Consider the following 17,909-nt stretch of genomic DNA (forward strand, 5'->3'; position numbering starts at 1 on the left):
AACATTCAAAAGAAGTGAGGTGATTTCGATGGATGAGATTCTCTTTGACTTAACAAATTTTTCAACACTTTATACCATTTATGCATCTGTCGTGATCAGCTTAATCCTTCGATTGATTTGGATCTGGAATATAGAGTATCACTTTCTTGACACTGTCTGTTCCTCGACAGATCTTAGCTCGGAGAAGAATCAAATTTTCTATAATCGGGCAAATGTTCACCATCAACACCCTGCTCTCGTCTGGATATGTCGGTACATTAGACGAAAAGTAGCAGGCAGTGATGATACAGATAGTTTCTTTCCTCCTTCATCCAGATAAAACAAAGAGATATGGAGGAAAGATACATGAGTGAATTTTTTCAAACAGTATTTGTAAACACCTTTTCAACCGCCATTCATGCCATTGCAATGATTTTTAACGGCAGCTTCGGTTTATCCATTATATTTCTTACATTAATTGTCCGACTTCTACTTATGCCACTTATGCTTAAGCAGTACAAAAGTCAGCAGCAGATGAAAGAGAAAATGGAGGCACTCAAGCCTGAATTAGATACGATCCAAGCAAAAATAAAGAATACAAAAGATAGCAAAGAGCAACAAAAGCTGCAGCAAGAAATGATGGGTTTATACCAAAAACACGGAGTAAATCCGTTAGCGATGGGTTGTCTACCCATGCTCATTCAAATGCCAATTTTGATGGGGTTCTACTACGCGATTCGGGGTTCTCATGAAATTGCCACCCACTCATTTTTATGGTTCAACTTAGGTGAGTCGGATATTTGGATTACTGCAATTGCTGGTATTGTATACTATCTACAATTCAAAGTGTCTATGTCTAACATAAGTGGAGATCAACAAAAACAAATGAAGTTCATGGGTCTCCTTTCTCCAATTATGATTGTCATGTTCTCACTTAATGCACCTGCTGCTTTACCGCTCTATTGGGCAGTTGGGGGGACTTTCCTTATTATTCAAACACTAATAGGAAAAAAATTATATCAAACACCTGCACCATCACTTACAGCTAACACAGAAAAAGCATAGCTAAAAGGTCTGCTCTAATTAGAGCAGACCTTTTTTATGCGAGCATAAATCCAATTGAAGCTAGGACCATCCCTAAACCGTAGCTCAATATCAAATATACGACGAATGCTTTATGTTCTTTTGATTGCCAAAGCTGTACCAGTTCAAGTTTGAATGTAGAAAATGTAGTAAAAGCACCCATAAATCCAACCCCTAAAAAGGAGTATACGTCTCCTCTTATCCCTTTACCTACCAACAAACCTAAAAGTAATGAACCTATTGCATTTATAAACAGCGTGCCGATAGGTATGGAAACGTTTATGTACTTTTTCGCAAGTAAACCAATTATATATCTAGCATTTGCTCCTATAAACCCACCTACAGCAATTAGAATGTAATTCATTGAACAACCACCCTTCTCTGCCCGACTCGGAAGCCGCCGAATGCACAGACCAGGCCACCTATCATACTAATAAATACATAACATATGGCTAGTAGATATTGTCCCTCCTGTAAAAGCGAGCTAAGCTCTACACTTAAGGTAGAGAAAGTCGTAAAAGAACCAATTAACCCCGTCCCAATAGCAGCTGCTAAATCTTCAGGGAGTTTCTTTGATAGCAGCAGTCTTGAAGTAAACCAGCCAAGTGCAAATGCTCCTAACAAATTGGCAAGCAGTGTTCCTAAAAATGGTAACCAGCCGCCATTGATGGCTAGCATATTGTAGTAAATACTATATCTCAACACACTTCCAATGGAGCCACCAAGCCCTATGAATAATAACCTCATAACATCCACCCTATTATTTAAAAAATGACAAATAAAAGAAAATACTGTTAGCTACCATGCTAACAGTATTATGTAGTCCGATGTTAAGCTTCTTTGAAATAATCTTTGTAATAGCCGCCAACTTTCCCACTATTATCTATTATAAAGTAAAATTCTTCTGTTTCATTTTTTACTTCGTACACGTTTCCTGTTGTTAATTTATTGTCGACGATATATTTTTCAGCTTTTGTGTGAACACAAGTTACCTTTTTTATTGTTTCTGACTCAGACCATTTTAGATGAATCACTACAGTCACTCCTTTTACATTATCTATCTTATTATAGAAAGTAAGTAACTACTTAGCAACTTTTTCTAAAAACTGCTTCCTAAAAGATCTAATTCGAAAATTCCTTTTTGTCACTTTTCGGACTTGGTTTTCTTCAAAGGTGAAAAATTCGCCTGTTATTATATTTTTTAAAGTGATATAACTGATTTCACATATGGTATCTAACCTAATAAACTCTAAATAGTTGTATTGTCGATTATTATACACCAGCTCATAATAGCCATTGTCTCTATTTCCACTCATGTTCTGACCCACTTTCTTAAGTTGGTGATAGTAAGTGTTTACCACAATGGATACTCGTATTAAACCGATGTACAATAAAAAATTAACTATGGCTCGACTTTTTTAGACGATCAAGTTCCGTTAGTAAATATTGATAATAACTATCACTCAATCTTCCTTTTGCCCCTCTAAGAATTTCAGTAGAATAATGGTCTGGTGGTGACAATTCGGGCATTTTGTTATAAACATGGAATGTCAAAACATCCTTTAACGTTTCCCCATCGATGTCCACATCCACAAAGGTAGGGCGATACCATCCTCCATAAAACCCCTCTCTCACAAATAAATAATCAACCCCTTCATATGGAGTTAAGTAAACTAATCCCTCGGTTTCACCACCATCTTCCACAATATCTGCTCTTCCTCCATCACTTACTCTGAAAAGGTATTTCATAGAGTATCCCTTTAAAACGGCAGCACCGACGAGGTTTTTAAAACAGTGATCCACGCCCGCCTTTCGGAATCGCTCATCATCCATACATGATCCATACGCAAAGTAGTATACTTGTTCAGGAGGATTTTCCATGAATCTATGTAATTTCCAATCTCCATGTGTGATTTTTTCGTTCTTGCTGGATTCATCCACATTCACATACACAAGCGCACCTTTAGTGCCTTTATCCGTATGAACAGTAACATTTGTTCTGTCATACAAATTAGACTCTCTCCCCTCTTCAAAATCCTCCAATGCGTCAAGGAGAGGTAAAAGATTTTTACTAACTTCATATAACTCACCATGCACCTTACCGGAATTATTTAGTTCTAGAGTAGGATAACCGTTACCTGTATCAAAAAGCTCACCATTAACCCATGCCTGTTCAGCTATGCACGTAGCTTCCCTGATTAATCCGTGATTCGTTTCATGTTTGCGTAAAGTTCCATAAACAAAAAGTGTGATCGTATCCATCCTTCTCCCCCATCATACAAACTATTTACCATATTTTATCATGAAAAAAATCATTACGTGAAAATCCTGTAACAGAATATTAATAATTTTATGGCAAAAAATATGGAGTTTTGGGTTTTCAAATGGATTGAAACCCGATACAATTATAAAAAGCTAGAAAATTCAGTCCATTTTAAGGAGGCTTTTAAATGAAGATTATGAGTAATGAAATGTTAGTTGTCTCGTATCGGAATGCATTGAAGTCAGGTGAAAATAAAGAATGGGCGAAGTTTTTGAAGAAGGAAATTGAGAAAAGAAACTTAAAACCGACAATTAAATCGTAGGACACAACCACCGGCTTCTATAAGCTGGTGGTTTTATGTATTGTACAAAATAAAGAAGACGGGGTTTCCCCGTCTATAACTGATTGATCATATTTAAGTACAGTTGTTGCGGGGGTTGACTGGAGAGTCGTTTCTCCTTTTGAGCTGATTCATTTATTTCTCTCATTTCAAGAGGAAAATCCACGTGACCACCTACAAAATAACCTTGAAGACTCTCACCTAAAATAAATAATTCAATTCCATCTTCGGTAACAAAAAAGGTGTCTTCATTCAACATATACCGATGATGACATCTGCTTTTCGTTTGCATGAATTTCCCTCCACTTTTTGTTCTCAAACCCATTATATATTAAATGTTCTGAATATTCATATAGTAAATTTTAGGAAATTGCGAAGAATATTGTCGTAAATTTGTAAAAAAGATTGACACTTAGCAATTTACTGTAGTAAAGTTAGAAAAAATTAAATGTTTTGATTTCTTATCAAGAGAGGTCGAGGGTCTGGCCCTATGAAGCCTCAGCAACCATCAATTTTTTGAAAAGGTGCTAATTCCAGCAAGTATTTTACTTGGAAGATAAGAAGAATGGCTCATGTTGATAACAAAGTCTTCTTCTTAGAGAGAAGACTTTTTTTTATTATTAGGATGTTGGGAGAGACTAGAATGTACAAAAATGAAACTAAGGTAGCGCAGATCGGGAACAGAAGTGAAACTCAAACGGGAACAGTAAATCCACCTGTTTACTTTTCGACAGCTTATCGACACGAAGGAATTGGCCAATCAACAGGCTTTGATTATATTCGCACAGGCAATCCAACAAGAAAACTTGTAGAGGCGGCAATTGCTGATTTAGAAGGCGGTGATCAAGGATTTGCCTGTAGTTCTGGAATGGCTGCTATCACTACGATTCTTGCAATCTTTGAATCTGGTGATGAATGGATCGTATCAAGGGACTTATACGGTGGAACCTATCGAATCTTAGAACAAGGCTTTAAAAAATGGGGACTTACGAGTACGTATGTACAAACTCATGACGTAAGCATTATCGAACAAGCCATTACTGAGAAAACAAAAGCTATCTTCATTGAAACACCAACCAATCCATTGATGGAAGAAACGGATATTCAAGCGGTTGCTGAGCTAGCGAAAAAATATAATATTTTATTAATTGTCGACAATACATTTTATACTCCATTACTTCAAAGACCGATCGAGCTTGGAGCTGACATTGTCATTCATAGCGCTACCAAATACTTAGGTGGGCATAATGATGTGCTAGCTGGCTTGATCGTTGGAAAAGGAAAAGAAGTTTGTGAACAGCTTGGATTCCACCACAACTCTATTGGAGCAGTTTTAAGTCCGTTTGACTCTTGGCTCCTTATTCGTGGGATGAAGACTTTAGCGCTTAGAATGAAACAGCATGAAACAAATGCAAGAGAGCTTGCAAGCTTTTTAAAGACTCATGAAAACGTGGTAGATGTTCTTTACCCTGGCCGTGGCGGAATGCTTTCCTTCCGAATTAAAAAAGAAGAGTGGGTTAATTCATTCTTACAAAATCTCAACCTTATTACGTTTGCTGAAAGTCTTGGGGGTGTAGAAAGCTTCATTACATACCCAGCTACACAGACACATGCGGATATTCCGGAAGAAGTTCGTTTTTCAATTGGCGTTTGTAATCGCCTGCTTCGTTTCTCTGTCGGAATCGAGGACGTGGAGGATTTAATTAAAGATATTGACCAAGCTCTTACTCGTTTAAGTTCGGAGGCATAAAAAATGACAATAGAACACAATTTTTCATTTGAAACAAAACTACTTCATAATGAACATAAATATGATCCTACTAACGGTGCTGTATCCGTTCCTATTCAACATGCATCCACCTTTCATCAGCACAGCGTCGATGAGTTTGGAAAATACGACTATGGTCGAAGCGCGAATCCAACTCGTGAAGCATTTGAAACAGTCATTGCTAACCTTGAAGAAGGTACAAACGGATATGCCTTTTCATCAGGTATGGCAGCCATTTCGACTGCTTTTCTTCTTCTCTCTCAAGGAGACCATGTAGTGATTACGGAAGACGTGTATGGTGGGACATACAGAATGGTAACGGAAGTCCTTTCACGTTTTGGAATTGAGCACACTTTTGTTGATATGACAGATCTTACAGCCGTAAAACAAGCGATTCGTCCGAATACGAAGGTTTTTTATGTAGAAACACCTTCCAATCCCCTTTTAAAGGTGACAGATATTCGAGCCATCAGTGACATTGCGAAAAGTGTTGGAGCTTTAACCTTTGTTGACAATACATTTTTAACACCTGCTCTACAAAAGCCATTACTTCTTGGTGCGGATGTGGTGCTTCATAGTGCCACGAAGTTTCTTTCTGGACATAGTGATGTAGTTGCTGGTGCGATTGTTGTAAACGATTCTGACCTTGCTAAACAGATTGGATTTTTGCAAAATTCTTTTGGCGCTGTTTTAGGTGTTCAAGATGCTTGGTTAGTTTTACGAGGAATTAAGACACTATCGGTTAGGATGAATTTTTCCATAAAATCTGCCTTACAAATAGCCAACTTCCTACAGAACCATCCTTCTGTGAAAAAAGTTTACTACCCTGGACTTACTGACCATCCACAGTACGAAATACAAAAAGAACAATCAGAAGGTGCCGGAGCCGTTCTTTCGTTTGAACTTGAAAGTGAAGAAGCCGTAAAACAATTCGTTGAATTAACAGAGATTCCCGTATTTGCTGTTAGTTTAGGCGCTGTTGAATCGATCCTCTCTTACCCAGCGAAAATGTCACATGCGGCAATGCCGATTGAGCAACGCTTAAAAAGAGGAATCAGTCAAAGTCTCCTTCGCCTTTCTGTTGGATTGGAACATCCAGATGATATCATCAAGGATTTTTCTGCGGCACTTGAAACAATAGCAGCCAAAAATCAAGGAGAGATAGTAAGATGAACCTCTTAAATAAACTGAAAAAAGACATTGTCATTGGTGATGGTGCAATGGGTACCCTTCTCTACTCTTATGGAACGGACAGTTGTTTTGAAGAGTTAAACTTGTCGCATCCGGATGATATTTTAAACATTCATAAAGCCTACCTGCGTGCAGGAGCGGATGTTATTCAAACAAATACCTATGCTGCCAACTCCTTAAAACTGCAAAGATATGGACTGGAAGATTCTGTTGATAAAATTAATCGAGCTGCTGTAAAAATTGCAAAACAAGCCATTACAAATGAGAGCTTTGTTGTAGGTACGATTGGTGGGAACCGCGGAATCCGCCCGAACTCCTTCTCTATAGAGGAAATTGTCCAAAGCTTCTCACAGCAGTTACATTACCTATTGGACGAAGACATTGATGGTCTGTTACTTGAAACCTACTACGACTTTGATGAAATGGAAGCGGTCCTTCCATATGCAAGAAAGGAAACAAATTTACCTATAATTGCTCAAGTTTCCATGCAGGTCCCTGGTATTATGCAAAACCGAATGCCCATTAATGAAGCCCTCTTACGTTTAGAGAGTCTTGGTGCGGATGTAGTGGGTGTGAACTGTCGACTTGGTCCCCATCATATGCTTGAAAGCTTGGAACAAGTTGAATTACCTAAAACAGCACTTTTATCCGCTTACCCAAATGCTAGTCTTCCTACGTATACTGATGGAAAATTCCATTATGAAGGAGATGCAGATTATTTCCGAAAAAGCGCACTGGAATTCAGAGCTCAAGGTGTTCGTCTTTTAGGAGGATGCTGTGGTACGACTCCAGCCCATATTGCGGCCTTTGCTTCAGAGCTAAAAGGGACTTTACCGGTGACGGAAAAGCAAGTGGAAGTAAAAAAAGAAGTGGTTCAAGTGAAACCTGTACAACCAAAGCGTACAGAACGTCCTCTCCAGGATATTGTTAAAGAAAGATCATCCGTCATTGTAGAATTGGACCCACCTCGTAAGCTGAACACAAAGAAATTTTTTGAAGGAGCACAAGCACTTAAGGAAGCTGGTGTTGATGCTATTACATTAGCTGATAATTCCCTAGCATCTCCAAGAATCTGTAATACTAGCTTGGCTCAATTGACAAAAACTAATATTGGCTTACGACCACTTGTTCACATTACTTGTCGTGATCGAAATATTATTGGTCTTCAATCTCATCTTATGGGCCTTCATACCCTAGGATTACATGATATATTAGCTATTACAGGCGACCCTGCCCGTGTCGGTGATTTTCCGGGTGCGTCATCTGTATATGACGTATCTTCATTTGAACTCATTAGCATGATTAAGCAGTTTAATGAAGGTCTGTCCCCTACTGGCAAGGATTTAGGGGAAAAAGGTGTATTTTCAGTTGCTGCCGCATTTAATCCAAATGTAAAATATATTGATAAAGCTGTTTTACGACTGGAAAAGAAAGCAAAGTACGGAGCAGATTACTTCATCACTCAACCAGTGTATTCAGAGGGAAAACTGATAGAGATTTACAATGCAACTAGGCATATTTCTCAACCTATTTACATTGGGTTAATGCCACTAACTTCGAGTAAAAATGCGGAGTTTCTTCATAACGAGGTACCTGGAATAAAAATTTCTGATTCTATTAGAGAGCTAATGGCTTCTTTAAAAGATGATCCTATTCAGTCAGCTAAGGAAGGAATTTCAATTACTAAGTCATTGATTGACGCAGCTTCTGAATTGTTTAATGGAATTTATTTAATTACTCCTTTTATGCGCTATGAAATGACCGCACAGCTCGCTACCTATACAAATACGATAAACAGCCAAGTGTTAAGGAGGAAGCTGAATGCAAACAGCATCGTTAAATGAACAACTAAATAAACGAATTCTCATCATGGATGGTGCTATGGGTACGATGCTCCAACAAGAAGCATTAACAGCTAAGGATTTTGGTGGAGAGGAGTATGAGGGTTGTAATGAAATTTTGAACCTCACCGCTCCAAATGTGATTGAAAAAATTCACCTAGAGTACCTACGTGCAGGAGCCGATATTATAGAAACCAATACATTCGGTGCAACTAGTCTAGTATTGGATGAATACGATTTAGGTTCTAAAGCGTATGAAATAAATGTGGTCGCTGCCAAGCTAGCCAAAAAAGCAAAGGATCAAATTTCTACACCTGAGTGGCCACGCTTTGTCGCAGGTTCCCTTGGTCCTACAACCAAAACATTAAGTGTAACAGGCGGAACAACCTTTTCTGCTTTAGTTGAAACATATGAGGAGCAGGTACTCGGTCTTCTTGATGGGGATGTTGATTTACTACTTCTAGAAACTAGTCAGGACTTGTTAAATGTAAAAGCTGGATTTTTAGGAATACAGAGAGCCTTTGACCTTCGAAACAAAAAACTCCCTATTATGATTTCTGGGACGATAGAACCGATGGGAACAACGCTTGCTGGTCAATCCATTGAAGCCTTTTATATTTCCATTCAACATATGAACCCTATAGCAGTTGGACTAAATTGTGCAACAGGACCAGAGTTCATGCAGGATCATATTCGTTCCCTTTCCTCCCTATCAAACTCTGCAATCAGTTGTTATCCTAACGCTGGTTTACCTGATGAAGAAGGTCATTATCATGAAACACCTGATTTGCTAGCAAAAAAGCTTGGTAACTTTGCTGCTGAAGGCTGGATTAATATTGTTGGTGGTTGCTGTGGAACAACGCCTGAACATATTAAAGCTATTTCTGATGAGATGAAGAAATACAAGCCTCGCCAACGAATTGAGAACCATGCCCACATGGTTTCAGGCATTGAGCCATTTGTATACGATGATCCAACTTTACGACCAATCATGGTTGGGGAACGAACAAATGTTATCGGGTCAAGAAAGTTTAAAAGATTGATTAGCGAAGGAAAGATTGAGGAAGCTTCAGAAATTGCACGTGCTCAAGTGAAAAACGGTGCTCACGTTATCGACATCTGCTTGGCAGATCCCGACCGAGACGAAATCGTTGATATGGAGAACTTTATTCAGGAAGTTGTTAAAAAGGTAAAGGTTCCTTTAGTTATCGATTCAACGGATGATAACGTTCTAGAGAAGGCACTTAGTTATTCTCAAGGAAAGGCTATTATCAACTCCATTAACCTTGAAGATGGAGAAGAAAAATTTGAATCGGTTTCTAAGCTCATTCACAAATACGGTGCTGCAATTGTTGTCGGGACCATTGATGAAAAAGGAATGGGTGTCACTGCCGAGAAAAAACTAGAGGTAGCGAAAAGATCTTATGATCTACTAGTGAATAAATATGGTGTTCCTCCTCAGGATATAATTTTTGATCCACTTGTCTTCCCTGTTGGTACTGGAGATGAACAATATATTGGATCTGCAAAAGCAACCGTTGACGGAATCCGAATGATTAAAGAGACGATGCCTGAAACTCAAACAATATTGGGGATCAGTAATGTATCCTTCGGTCTTCCACCTGTCGGACGTGAAGTGTTGAACTCTGTATTCCTGTATCACTGTACGGTTGCTGGATTGGATTACGCGATCGTAAATACAGAAAAACTCGAACGTTTTGCAAGTATTCCACCTGAGGAAGTAAAATTGGCAGAAGATCTTCTTTTCCATACTAACGATGAAACATTAGCTGTTTTCACAGATTTTTACCGAGAAAAGAAAAAAGAAGCTAAGAGCACACTACCTGATATGACATTAGAGGAGCGACTCGCTTACTATATTGTTGAGGGTACAAAAGAAGGGTTAATCCCTGACTTAGAACTAGCTTTATCCACCTACCCTACCCCACTTGACATCATTAACGGTCCATTAATGGATGGTATGAAAGAAGTAGGTCGTCTATTCAATGACAATCAATTGATCGTAGCAGAGGTACTCCAAAGTGCAGAAGTAATGAAAGCCTCCGTTTCCTTCTTAGAACCACATATGGAAGCAGGAGATACCTCTTCATCAAAAGGAAAAGTAATTCTTGCTACTGTAAAAGGCGATGTTCATGATATCGGTAAAAACTTGGTGGATATTATATTAAGCAATAACGGATATGATGTGGTTGATTTAGGTATAAAAGTTACCCCAACTACATTAATCGAATCCATTAAAAAGGAAAATCCCGACATTGTTGGATTATCAGGGTTATTAGTAAAGTCCGCTCAACAAATGGTTCTAACTGCTCAGGACATGAAACAAGCAGGAATAGATATTCCGATTTTAGTTGGTGGTGCAGCATTATCAAGAAAATTCACTGACACAAAAATTTCTAAAGAGTACGATGGTTTAGTATTGTACGCTAAAGATGCAATGAATGGTTTAAGTCTTGCCAACCAGCTTCAAGATGAAGAAGAGCTGAAAAAGTTAGAGATCGAACATGCAGAAAAACAAGAGCGTTTAGCTAGTACAATCACTGATACTAGTTCTTCAACAGCGACAGCTACTGCCGTTAAGGTTCGCTCAAAAACCAAACAAGATTTTATCATTCAAGTTCCAAAGGACGTTAAAAGACATATTTTACGACAATATTCCCTTGCCCATATTGAGCCATATATTAATGAACAAATGCTTATTGGTCATCATTTAGGGGTTAAAGGAACAATCGAAAAACTATTAGCAGCTCAAGATGAAAAAGCTTGGAAAGTAAAAAATGTAGTTGATGAGCTTAAAGCAGAAGCCAAGCAAAAGGGTTGGATTAAACCCCAAGCAGTTTATCAATTTTATCCTGCTCAATCAAAAGATGAGAGTATTTATATCTATAATCCTGAAAATTATTCAGAAATTATTGAAACCTTTACATTCCCTCGTCAGGAATCAGAACCACATTTGTGCTTAGCAGATTATGTTAAATCTGTTGACTCTGGTGAAATGGATTATGTCGGTTTCTTTGCAGTAACTGCTGGCACAGGGATTCGTCAGGCTGCTGAAGAATTAAAAAAGGCTGGTAAGTTCTTGGAAAACCACGCTCTTCAAGCTTTAGCGTTAGAAACTGCTGAAGGATTTGCAGAGTTTATTCATCGCCTCATGCGTGACCAATGGGGATTCCCAGATCCGGTTAGTATGACGATGAAAGATCGATTCTCGGCTAAATATACAGGTCAACGTTTTTCCTTTGGATACCCAGCTTGTCCAGATCTTGAAGATCAAGCAAGGCTATTCTCGCTTCTGAAGCCTGAGGAAATAGGCATTCAATTAACAGAAGGTTTTATGATGGAGCCTGAAGCTTCTGTTACAGCCATGGTATTTTCACATCCGGAAGCCCGTTACTTCAATGTTTTAAGGTAATCGCAAAAAGTGTTTAGCCTAACAAGCTAAACACTTTTTTATGTTTTTTTTCCTATTTTTCTACTACAATAAAAGTAATGACGAAAAGAATAGGTGATTCGATGGATTTTTCAATTACTCCTTTAGGTGATATGGCACTAATGATCGAATTCCATGCAACAGGGTTAAGTGATAGCGCAAATGAATTCGTCCACTCCGCGTATCATTTACTCTTAAAACAGACAGTACCAGGAATGATCGCTTTAGTTCCTGCGTACACAAGCTTAACGCTTCATTATGAACCTTCTTTCATAAAATCAGATTATCCATATCAGCACATGAAAATGATTATTCAAGAATTACTGAGAAAAGGTATTAAAACCGACACTGGACATGGAAATTGTTTTCTTATCCCAGTATGCTATGAACCTCCTTTTTCTTTGGATTTAACAGAGGTTGCGCAAGTTCACCACCTAACCGAGGAAGAAGTCATACATTTTCATACAAAGCAAATCTATCAAGTTAGCTTTCTCGGCTTTTCTCCAGGATTCCCTTTTTTAAGTGGGCTATCTAAAGCAATCGCTACGCCGAGAAAAGAAAATCCAAGAACACTAGTGAAAGCTGGCTCTGTTGGAATTGCTGGTGAACAAACGGGAATTTACCCGACCGATAGTCCTGGGGGTTGGCAAATTATTGGTCAGACTCCGATTCGAATTTATGATCCTGAAAAGAAGGAGCCTACATTATTTGCTCCAGGAGATATGATCCGTTTTTATCCGATAACAGCTAAGCAGTATGACCAACTGGAGGTATCACATGAGTATAACTGTCCTTAAGCCTGGTCTCCTCACAACCATTCAAGATCTAGGTCGGTTCCACTATCAAGCCAAGGGGTTTGGCACTTCAGGAGCGCTAGACCTCTACTCTCATCGTCTTGCTAATTGGCTTGTGGGCAATGAAGAAAACGAAGCAACGATTGAAATCACCCTTATTGGTCCTACTCTACTGTTTCAATGTTCAGCAGTCATTTCAATATGTGGTGCAGACCTATCCCCTACTTTAAATGGTATTAAAATAGATAACGGAAGAACTCTTCAGGTTTCAAATGGAGATATTCTCTCATTTTCTACTATTCGAAACGGTAGTCGGGCGTATCTTGCTGTAAGTGGAGGTATCCATTCACCTTCCAAATTCGGGAGTAGAAGTACAGATATCAGGTCAAAAATCGGAGGACAATATGGGAGACCCTTAAAAGCTAAAGATCGATTATTGATTCCATCAAGTTATTTATTACATCGTATCCAATGGAAGCTCTCCCCTGAATTACATAATCATGTGACGGAAAATAGAAAAGTACGATTTACAAAAGGAAAGCAATTCGACCTATTTACTAACAGTAGTCACCAAGCGTTTATCTCGTCTGACTATCAAATCAATAAAGATTCAAATCGAATGGGAATCCGACTAAATGGACCTCCTCTTCAATTACAAACAAAGAAGGAGCTTATTACTGAAGGAGTGGCACACGGATCTGTTCAAGTTCCTCCAAACGGGCAACCTATCATCCTTCTATCTGATAGACAAACAACTGGAGGGTACCCGAAAATAGCACAAATCGCATCCGCAGACCTCCCTTACCTAGCACAAAAAAAACCAGGAGAAATGGTAAGTTTTGAAGAGATCACCTTACAAGAATCCCAAAAATTATATGGTAGGATGAATCATCTTATGCGGGTTCAAAAGACCATCATTAAAGAAGGATTAAAAGGAGTGATTCAACATGGAAGTTGATCTGAATTGTGATTTAGGCGAAAGCTTTGGTGTATATAAGCTTGGAAATGACCAAGAAATGATGAAATATATCACTTCGGCTAATATCGCTTGCGGTTTTCATGCAGGCGACCCAATTACTATGAGAGAAGCTGTTTTATTATCCTTAACGAATGGGGTATCTATAGGAGCGCACCCAGGCTTAGCTGATTTAAGAGGATTTGGTCGGAGAAATATACAAATCTCTCCAAAGGATGCCTATCATGATGTTATATATCAAATCGGTGCATTAGATGCATTTGTCAAATCCGAGGGTGGTGTATTACGACATGTAAAACCTCATGGGGCCTTATATAATTTATGCGCTGAGGATGCGACACTCTCTGAGGCTGTTGTAGAAGCTGTCTACCGGGTGAATCCTGACTTATACTTGTATGGATTAAGCGGAAGTAAATTAATTGAAGCAGGAAGAAAATTGGGTCTTAAAACCGTGAATGAGGTGTTTGCCGACCGAGCATACTTGGAAAACGGTACACTTGCTCCAAGGCATATGGAAGGTGCCGTCATTAGCGACGAAAATACATCCATACATCAAGTGCTTCAGCTTGTTCTTGAAAAGAGGGTAAAAACCATTACAGGGAGTGAGATTCCACTACAGGCAGACTCTATTTGCTTACATGGTGACGGGAACAAAGCCGTTGAAATGGCAAAAATAATCTCTTCCACGCTTAAAAACAAAGGAGTAATTTTAAAACCCTTCTTATAACAAAAAAGAAGCGCAATTTATCCGTGCGCTTCCTTACTCTGCAAGTGATTCCTTTAGGAAAAGCATCTCTTCCTCCGTTTTAGCGATCTTCAACAATTGTGTGTTTAGTGTTTCGGATACTTTCCAACAACGTGAATGGCTGAGATAATTTTTTTATTAATCCATTTTCGATTCTCTATTGTGTTAAGTGTTTCATATACCATTTTTCTACCTTCCTCTGTTGTTACATAGTGACTAGGGAGGTTGTTTAAACTAAGTGCGATAACATCATTTCTACATTTATCACATTTACAAAATGTTTGATAATCAGGTCCAACCATACACATGGTGACTAAGGCGATTACAATTTCCTCCATAACATTAACATAATTTTTCATTCGTCCACTCCGCCTTATTAAAGAAAAATTGCCAAACTCTATAGATACTTATTGTAACAGGAGATTCCTATGATTCGTATGATTGGCATTACAAAAGATTTTACCATAAAAGATATTAGTTTCCGTCATTTTAATCCTAACGAATGGATTTGGTATTGGATTGATTTCAATCAGCCAAGTGAGGAAGAAACGATTTATTTACAGGACCCTTTGCAATTTCATCCCCTCGCTATTGAAGATTGTGTTAATAAGCTTCAGCGACCTAAGCTGGACTATTATGATCAGCATACCTTTTATGTTACCCATCGCTTAGGTGAGGGAAGCCTAGAAAAGGAAGAAATTAATTTTTTTGTTGAAAAGCAATTTATAGTTACCTATCACCATTTACCGTCACCAGAGATTGATCAGGTTTGGGAGCAATTAATTCATTCACGCAAGATCAAGGACTGGAATCCTTATTTAGTGTTCTACTATGTGCTCGATAAGATTGTTGACAATTATTTCTCCTTTTTATATGAGATTGAAGATACTTTAAATGACATAGAAGACAATTCGAATCATTTATCAATGGAGAAACTGCTTGATCAGTTGTTTGAGACAAGACACGATTTATTAAGCCTACGACATACGATTATTCCCATGCGAGATCTTCTTTACCGAATGTTAAACTCGCACAGACTAGAAACCATTCAAGGGAAAAAAGAGTATTTTGCAGATATATATGATCACTTGCTGAAACTATCTGAAATGATTGATGCAAACCGGGAAATCACTGCTGATATACGCGATAGCTATATTTCATATAACTCCCACCAAACCAATCGAGTAATGAAGGTACTTACAGTTATTACAACTATTTTCATGCCACTTACCTTTATCGCAGGGATATATGGAATGAATTTTGAACATATGCCAGAACTCAGGTGGGAATACGGATACTTTCTTATACTTTTCATTATGCTTATCATTGGGGGAGGTATGTATATTTGGTTTAAACGGAAGGGTTGGTTTCGATAAATGGTAAATTCCCCAGTTGTAGCTGGGGAATTTGTTTTAGATGATTTTTTTATCATTTAGATTGTATTTTTCTTGTAACCATGGAGGAGCCGTTTTGACTAGTCTTTGTAGGATGAAGGTTGTGAATAATAAATCATCCGTAAACCCAAAAATGGCAAATATATCTGGAATCACATCCATTGGCAATAAGAGATAACCAATAATAAGTGCTATTGGCCAGGCCTTATGTTTGAATGATATATCTCGTGAAAAATAAAACTCTCTAATGAAGGGTAAGAATCTCCAAAATTTGACCACAAATGCTACTCTTCTCCAAGCTTTTTTCATACTCGATTCCCCTTCCTAAAGCTCTTACTGGATATGAATTAGATCTTGATCCTCACTTTTTACTCCTGCATCAAATATCATCTTAGTTTTAAATCGATACTTGATCGTTGAAGAAGATTTTTCAAGTTTATCTGGTAAGGTAAATCTGAAATTTAATTGATTTTGTTCTTGAGATTCAATCATTTGTGTAGTATAAATCGTTGAGCTCTCAATGATTACCTCTTGGTTTTCCTCTTCATTCTTCATCACTAAATCACATTCAATTCTTTTTAACTGCTGCTCAATCGTTCCTCCTTGAATATGAAAATGTCCAGTGACACACTCCCCTGGTTGAAACTTTGTATGATCCAGCTTTAAGTCTATCGTAGCTGATCCAATTCCTAATAATGACATATACTTTCTCAAAATCATCGTTTTCCAATCCCCTCAATATTTTTTAGTTACCCTTATCCTTATCCTATTATCAATAAAATAAAAATGGACCTTACCTTGGAGGTAAAGACCATAAATAAAGACCTTTACCATTTGGTAAAGGTCTTGCTAACAACAGAAATATGTGTTGCCAACAAAGCCGAGAGTTTCCTCTGAAGTGACGACTCTGCTGTAAAAGCTACTCCCCTTTAGGAGATATTATAAAATTTATATACTAATTTTATGTTATTTTCCTTAATTTTGTCAATCTTTTTATAATGGAATTTCTAAAACAATCTTTGTCCCTTTACCAGGAGAGGAATGAATATGAACTTCCCCTTTTACCGCACGGGCACGTTCCTCCATACTAAATAATCCAACTCCCCTAGTAACGTTTGAAGGATCAAATCCTTGTCCATTATCTTCAATAATCACTCGAACCTCTTGCTCTATCTCCCGAATAATAATGGAAACTTGCTCCGCATTTGCATATTTTTGAATATTGATCAATGCTTCCTGAAGAATACGATAAATAGTAATTTCCTTATTCGATGAAAGCCGCTGTTGTAAAAAGCAATCAAATTGAACATCAATCTGGTAATTCTCTGAAAAACGAGTTAAATAGGAACGAATGGCAGGTAATAGACCAAGGTCATCGAGCACAGACGGTCTTAATTCTTGGGATATTTTTCTGACTTCTTCAATAAGTTCGGTTGCTTCTTTTTGAAGTATATCAAGTAAGGGGTGCTCTAGTTGCGATTGTAAAATATTTATTGAAATTAAATGACTATACAGATTTTGCCCGATCCCATCATGAAGATTTCTTGAGAGCCTTTTTCTTTCGTCTTCTTGTACCTCGATGATCTTTGTCATCATACTTTGTAACTCTTCTTCTACTTTTTTTCTTTCTGTGACCTCATGACGGATTGCTAAATACTGATACGGCTTTCCATTTGCACCTAGAAATGGAACAATGGTCGTGTCTACCCAATAATATGTACCATCTTTTGCACGATTTTTTATTTCTCCATTCCATACTTCACCAGATGATATGGTTTTCCATAGGTCTTTAAAGAAGGACTTCGGATGAAAGCCTGAATTAATAATTCGATGATCTGAACCGATCAGTTCTTCCCTAGAGTACTTAGAAATTAGAGAAAACTTATCATTTACATACGTAATACGACCTTTAGCATCTGTAATTGCTACGATAGATGAGGAGTCTAGTGCAAATTTGAAATCCGTTAATTCTTGAACAGATTTTTGTAGTTCTTCAGATAGTTCATTAAGAGGATTAGGTGAGTGATGATTTTCGGTGATGATCCTCGATTGATCCTTCAACTCTATAGCCTCCCTCTAGAATT

At 38.0% G+C, this 17,909-nt stretch carries 20 protein-coding genes and 1 riboswitch; of the genes, 11 read left to right on the top strand and 9 right to left on the bottom strand.

Annotation, left to right across the window (positions count from 1 at the left end; genetic code table 11):
- Positions 1-28 precede the first annotated feature (28 nt).
- On the top strand, positions 29-319 hold the full coding sequence (locus MKX65_RS14045; protein ID WP_160547048.1) for a hypothetical protein: 291 nt from the start codon (positions 29-31) through the stop codon (positions 317-319).
- Positions 320-345: 26 nt separating this feature from the next.
- Positions 346-1,044, top strand: a complete 699-nt coding sequence (gene yidC / locus MKX65_RS14050) for a membrane protein insertase YidC (RefSeq protein WP_340904112.1) — start codon at positions 346-348, stop codon at positions 1,042-1,044.
- Between the two features lie 34 nt (positions 1,045-1,078).
- Here yidC and crcB (MKX65_RS14055) read toward each other — a convergent pair whose 3' ends face one another.
- From crcB (MKX65_RS14055) to MKX65_RS14070, 4 genes are all read right to left on the bottom strand, one after another.
- Positions 1,079-1,426 (bottom strand): fluoride efflux transporter CrcB, encoded by a 348-nt coding sequence (gene crcB / locus MKX65_RS14055; RefSeq protein WP_160547046.1) that lies wholly within the window; start codon positions 1,424-1,426, stop codon positions 1,079-1,081.
- Complete coding sequence (crcB, locus tag MKX65_RS14060; RefSeq protein WP_160547045.1) at positions 1,423-1,809, bottom strand: fluoride efflux transporter CrcB; 387 nt, start codon at positions 1,807-1,809, stop codon at positions 1,423-1,425. The genes crcB (MKX65_RS14055) and crcB (MKX65_RS14060) overlap by 4 nt, the downstream gene beginning before the upstream one ends.
- An 83-nt stretch (positions 1,810-1,892) precedes the next feature.
- A complete protein-coding gene (locus tag MKX65_RS14065) occupies positions 1,893-2,096 on the bottom strand; it encodes a DUF6501 family protein (protein ID WP_340904115.1) in 204 nt (67 codons plus the stop codon).
- Positions 2,097-2,460: 364 nt separating this feature from the next.
- Positions 2,461-3,324 carry a gamma-glutamylcyclotransferase gene (locus MKX65_RS14070; protein ID WP_160547044.1) on the bottom strand — a complete coding sequence of 288 codons (864 nt, stop codon included), beginning with the start codon at positions 3,322-3,324 and terminating at the stop codon, positions 2,461-2,463.
- A 188-nt stretch (positions 3,325-3,512) separates the two neighbouring features.
- Between MKX65_RS14070 and sda the strand changes: the two genes are divergently transcribed.
- On the top strand, positions 3,513-3,647 hold the full coding sequence (gene sda / locus MKX65_RS14075; protein WP_160547043.1) for a sporulation histidine kinase inhibitor Sda: 135 nt from the start codon (positions 3,513-3,515) through the stop codon (positions 3,645-3,647).
- Between the two features lie 73 nt (positions 3,648-3,720).
- Here sda and MKX65_RS14080 read toward each other — a convergent pair whose 3' ends face one another.
- Positions 3,721-3,957, bottom strand: coding sequence for a hypothetical protein (locus MKX65_RS14080; protein WP_160547042.1), 237 nt, complete (start codon positions 3,955-3,957; stop codon positions 3,721-3,723).
- A 166-nt stretch (positions 3,958-4,123) separates the two neighbouring features.
- A riboswitch (SAM riboswitch) is annotated at positions 4,124-4,228 on the top strand.
- Positions 4,229-4,308: 80 nt separating this feature from the next.
- On the opposite strand from MKX65_RS14080, the gene MKX65_RS14085 reads away from it, so the two are divergent.
- The 7 genes from MKX65_RS14085 to MKX65_RS14115 all read left to right on the top strand — a co-directional run bounded on the left by MKX65_RS14085 (position 4,309) and on the right by MKX65_RS14115 (position 14,413).
- Complete coding sequence (locus tag MKX65_RS14085) at positions 4,309-5,415, top strand: methionine biosynthesis PLP-dependent protein (RefSeq protein WP_160547041.1); 1,107 nt, start codon at positions 4,309-4,311, stop codon at positions 5,413-5,415.
- A 3-nt stretch (positions 5,416-5,418) separates the two neighbouring features.
- On the top strand, positions 5,419-6,606 hold the full coding sequence (gene metC, locus MKX65_RS14090; RefSeq protein ID WP_160547040.1) for a cystathionine beta-lyase: 1,188 nt from the start codon (positions 5,419-5,421) through the stop codon (positions 6,604-6,606).
- On the top strand, positions 6,603-8,468 hold the full coding sequence (locus MKX65_RS14095) for a bifunctional homocysteine S-methyltransferase/methylenetetrahydrofolate reductase (protein WP_160547039.1): 1,866 nt from the start codon (positions 6,603-6,605) through the stop codon (positions 8,466-8,468). The genes metC and MKX65_RS14095 overlap by 4 nt, the downstream gene beginning before the upstream one ends.
- Complete coding sequence (gene metH, locus MKX65_RS14100; protein WP_160547038.1) at positions 8,446-11,898, top strand: methionine synthase; 3,453 nt, start codon at positions 8,446-8,448, stop codon at positions 11,896-11,898. Before MKX65_RS14095 ends, metH begins: the two co-directional genes overlap by 23 nt.
- A gap of 101 nt (positions 11,899-11,999) precedes the next feature.
- Positions 12,000-12,713: a 5-oxoprolinase subunit PxpB gene (gene pxpB / locus MKX65_RS14105; protein ID WP_160547037.1), complete on the top strand. Its 714-nt coding sequence runs from the start codon at positions 12,000-12,002 to the stop codon at positions 12,711-12,713.
- Positions 12,694-13,668 (top strand): 5-oxoprolinase/urea amidolyase family protein, encoded by a 975-nt coding sequence (locus MKX65_RS14110; protein WP_160547036.1) that lies wholly within the window; start codon positions 12,694-12,696, stop codon positions 13,666-13,668. Before pxpB ends, MKX65_RS14110 begins: the two co-directional genes overlap by 20 nt.
- Positions 13,658-14,413, top strand: coding sequence for a 5-oxoprolinase subunit PxpA (locus tag MKX65_RS14115; protein ID WP_160547035.1), 756 nt, complete (start codon positions 13,658-13,660; stop codon positions 14,411-14,413). The genes MKX65_RS14110 and MKX65_RS14115 overlap by 11 nt, the downstream gene beginning before the upstream one ends.
- A gap of 104 nt (positions 14,414-14,517) precedes the next feature.
- On the opposite strand, the gene MKX65_RS14120 is transcribed toward MKX65_RS14115, so the two are convergent.
- A complete protein-coding gene (locus MKX65_RS14120; protein ID WP_340904120.1) occupies positions 14,518-14,790 on the bottom strand; it encodes a late competence development ComFB family protein in 273 nt (90 codons plus the stop codon).
- A gap of 69 nt (positions 14,791-14,859) precedes the next feature.
- Here MKX65_RS14120 and corA point away from each other — a divergent pair, with 69 nt between their 5' ends.
- Positions 14,860-15,807: a magnesium/cobalt transporter CorA gene (gene corA, locus MKX65_RS14125; RefSeq protein ID WP_160547034.1), complete on the top strand. Its 948-nt coding sequence runs from the start codon at positions 14,860-14,862 to the stop codon at positions 15,805-15,807.
- A 36-nt stretch (positions 15,808-15,843) separates the two neighbouring features.
- On the opposite strand, the gene MKX65_RS14130 is transcribed toward corA, so the two are convergent.
- The 3 genes from MKX65_RS14130 to MKX65_RS14140 all read right to left on the bottom strand — a co-directional run bounded on the left by MKX65_RS14130 (position 15,844) and on the right by MKX65_RS14140 (position 17,886).
- Complete coding sequence (locus tag MKX65_RS14130) at positions 15,844-16,134, bottom strand: DUF1232 domain-containing protein (RefSeq protein WP_160547033.1); 291 nt, start codon at positions 16,132-16,134, stop codon at positions 15,844-15,846.
- Between the two features lie 24 nt (positions 16,135-16,158).
- Positions 16,159-16,545, bottom strand: coding sequence for a sporulation protein (locus MKX65_RS14135; RefSeq protein ID WP_119708694.1), 387 nt, complete (start codon positions 16,543-16,545; stop codon positions 16,159-16,161).
- A gap of 273 nt (positions 16,546-16,818) precedes the next feature.
- The gene (locus MKX65_RS14140) at positions 16,819-17,886 is read right to left on the bottom strand and encodes a PAS domain-containing protein (protein WP_160547032.1); all 1,068 of its coding nucleotides are present in this window, start codon (positions 17,884-17,886) and stop codon (positions 16,819-16,821) included.
- Positions 17,887-17,909: the final 23 nt, after the last annotated feature.

The organism is Robertmurraya sp. FSL R5-0851, assembly GCF_038002965.1.
In the GTDB taxonomy this organism is placed as follows: Bacteria; Bacillota; Bacilli; order Bacillales; family Cytobacillaceae; genus Robertmurraya_A; species Robertmurraya_A beringensis.

Coding starts and splice junctions, on each gene's coding strand:
- MKX65_RS14120 (WP_340904120.1), bottom strand. CDS start 14,790: ATGAAAAATTATGTTAATGTTATGGAGGAAATTGTAATCGCCTTAGTC.
- MKX65_RS14115 (WP_160547035.1), top strand. CDS start 13,658: ATGGAAGTTGATCTGAATTGTGATTTAGGCGAAAGCTTTGGTGTATAT.
- MKX65_RS14070 (WP_160547044.1), bottom strand. CDS start 3,324: ATGGATACGATCACACTTTTTGTTTATGGAACTTTACGCAAACATGAA.
- yidC (WP_340904112.1), top strand. CDS start 346: ATGAGTGAATTTTTTCAAACAGTATTTGTAAACACCTTTTCAACCGCC.
- MKX65_RS14110 (WP_160547036.1), top strand. CDS start 12,694: ATGAGTATAACTGTCCTTAAGCCTGGTCTCCTCACAACCATTCAAGAT.
- crcB (WP_160547045.1), bottom strand. CDS start 1,809: ATGAGGTTATTATTCATAGGGCTTGGTGGCTCCATTGGAAGTGTGTTG.
- pxpB (WP_160547037.1), top strand. CDS start 12,000: ATGGATTTTTCAATTACTCCTTTAGGTGATATGGCACTAATGATCGAA.
- metC (WP_160547040.1), top strand. CDS start 5,419: ATGACAATAGAACACAATTTTTCATTTGAAACAAAACTACTTCATAAT.
- MKX65_RS14095 (WP_160547039.1), top strand. CDS start 6,603: ATGAACCTCTTAAATAAACTGAAAAAAGACATTGTCATTGGTGATGGT.
- MKX65_RS14130 (WP_160547033.1), bottom strand. CDS start 16,134: ATGAAAAAAGCTTGGAGAAGAGTAGCATTTGTGGTCAAATTTTGGAGA.
- MKX65_RS14135 (WP_119708694.1), bottom strand. CDS start 16,545: ATGATTTTGAGAAAGTATATGTCATTATTAGGAATTGGATCAGCTACG.
- sda (WP_160547043.1), top strand. CDS start 3,513: ATGAAGATTATGAGTAATGAAATGTTAGTTGTCTCGTATCGGAATGCA.
- MKX65_RS14080 (WP_160547042.1), bottom strand. CDS start 3,957: ATGCAAACGAAAAGCAGATGTCATCATCGGTATATGTTGAATGAAGAC.
- MKX65_RS14085 (WP_160547041.1), top strand. CDS start 4,309: ATGTACAAAAATGAAACTAAGGTAGCGCAGATCGGGAACAGAAGTGAA.
- crcB (WP_160547046.1), bottom strand. CDS start 1,426: ATGAATTACATTCTAATTGCTGTAGGTGGGTTTATAGGAGCAAATGCT.
- MKX65_RS14045 (WP_160547048.1), top strand. CDS start 29: ATGGATGAGATTCTCTTTGACTTAACAAATTTTTCAACACTTTATACC.
- corA (WP_160547034.1), top strand. CDS start 14,860: ATGATTCGTATGATTGGCATTACAAAAGATTTTACCATAAAAGATATT.
- metH (WP_160547038.1), top strand. CDS start 8,446: ATGCAAACAGCATCGTTAAATGAACAACTAAATAAACGAATTCTCATC.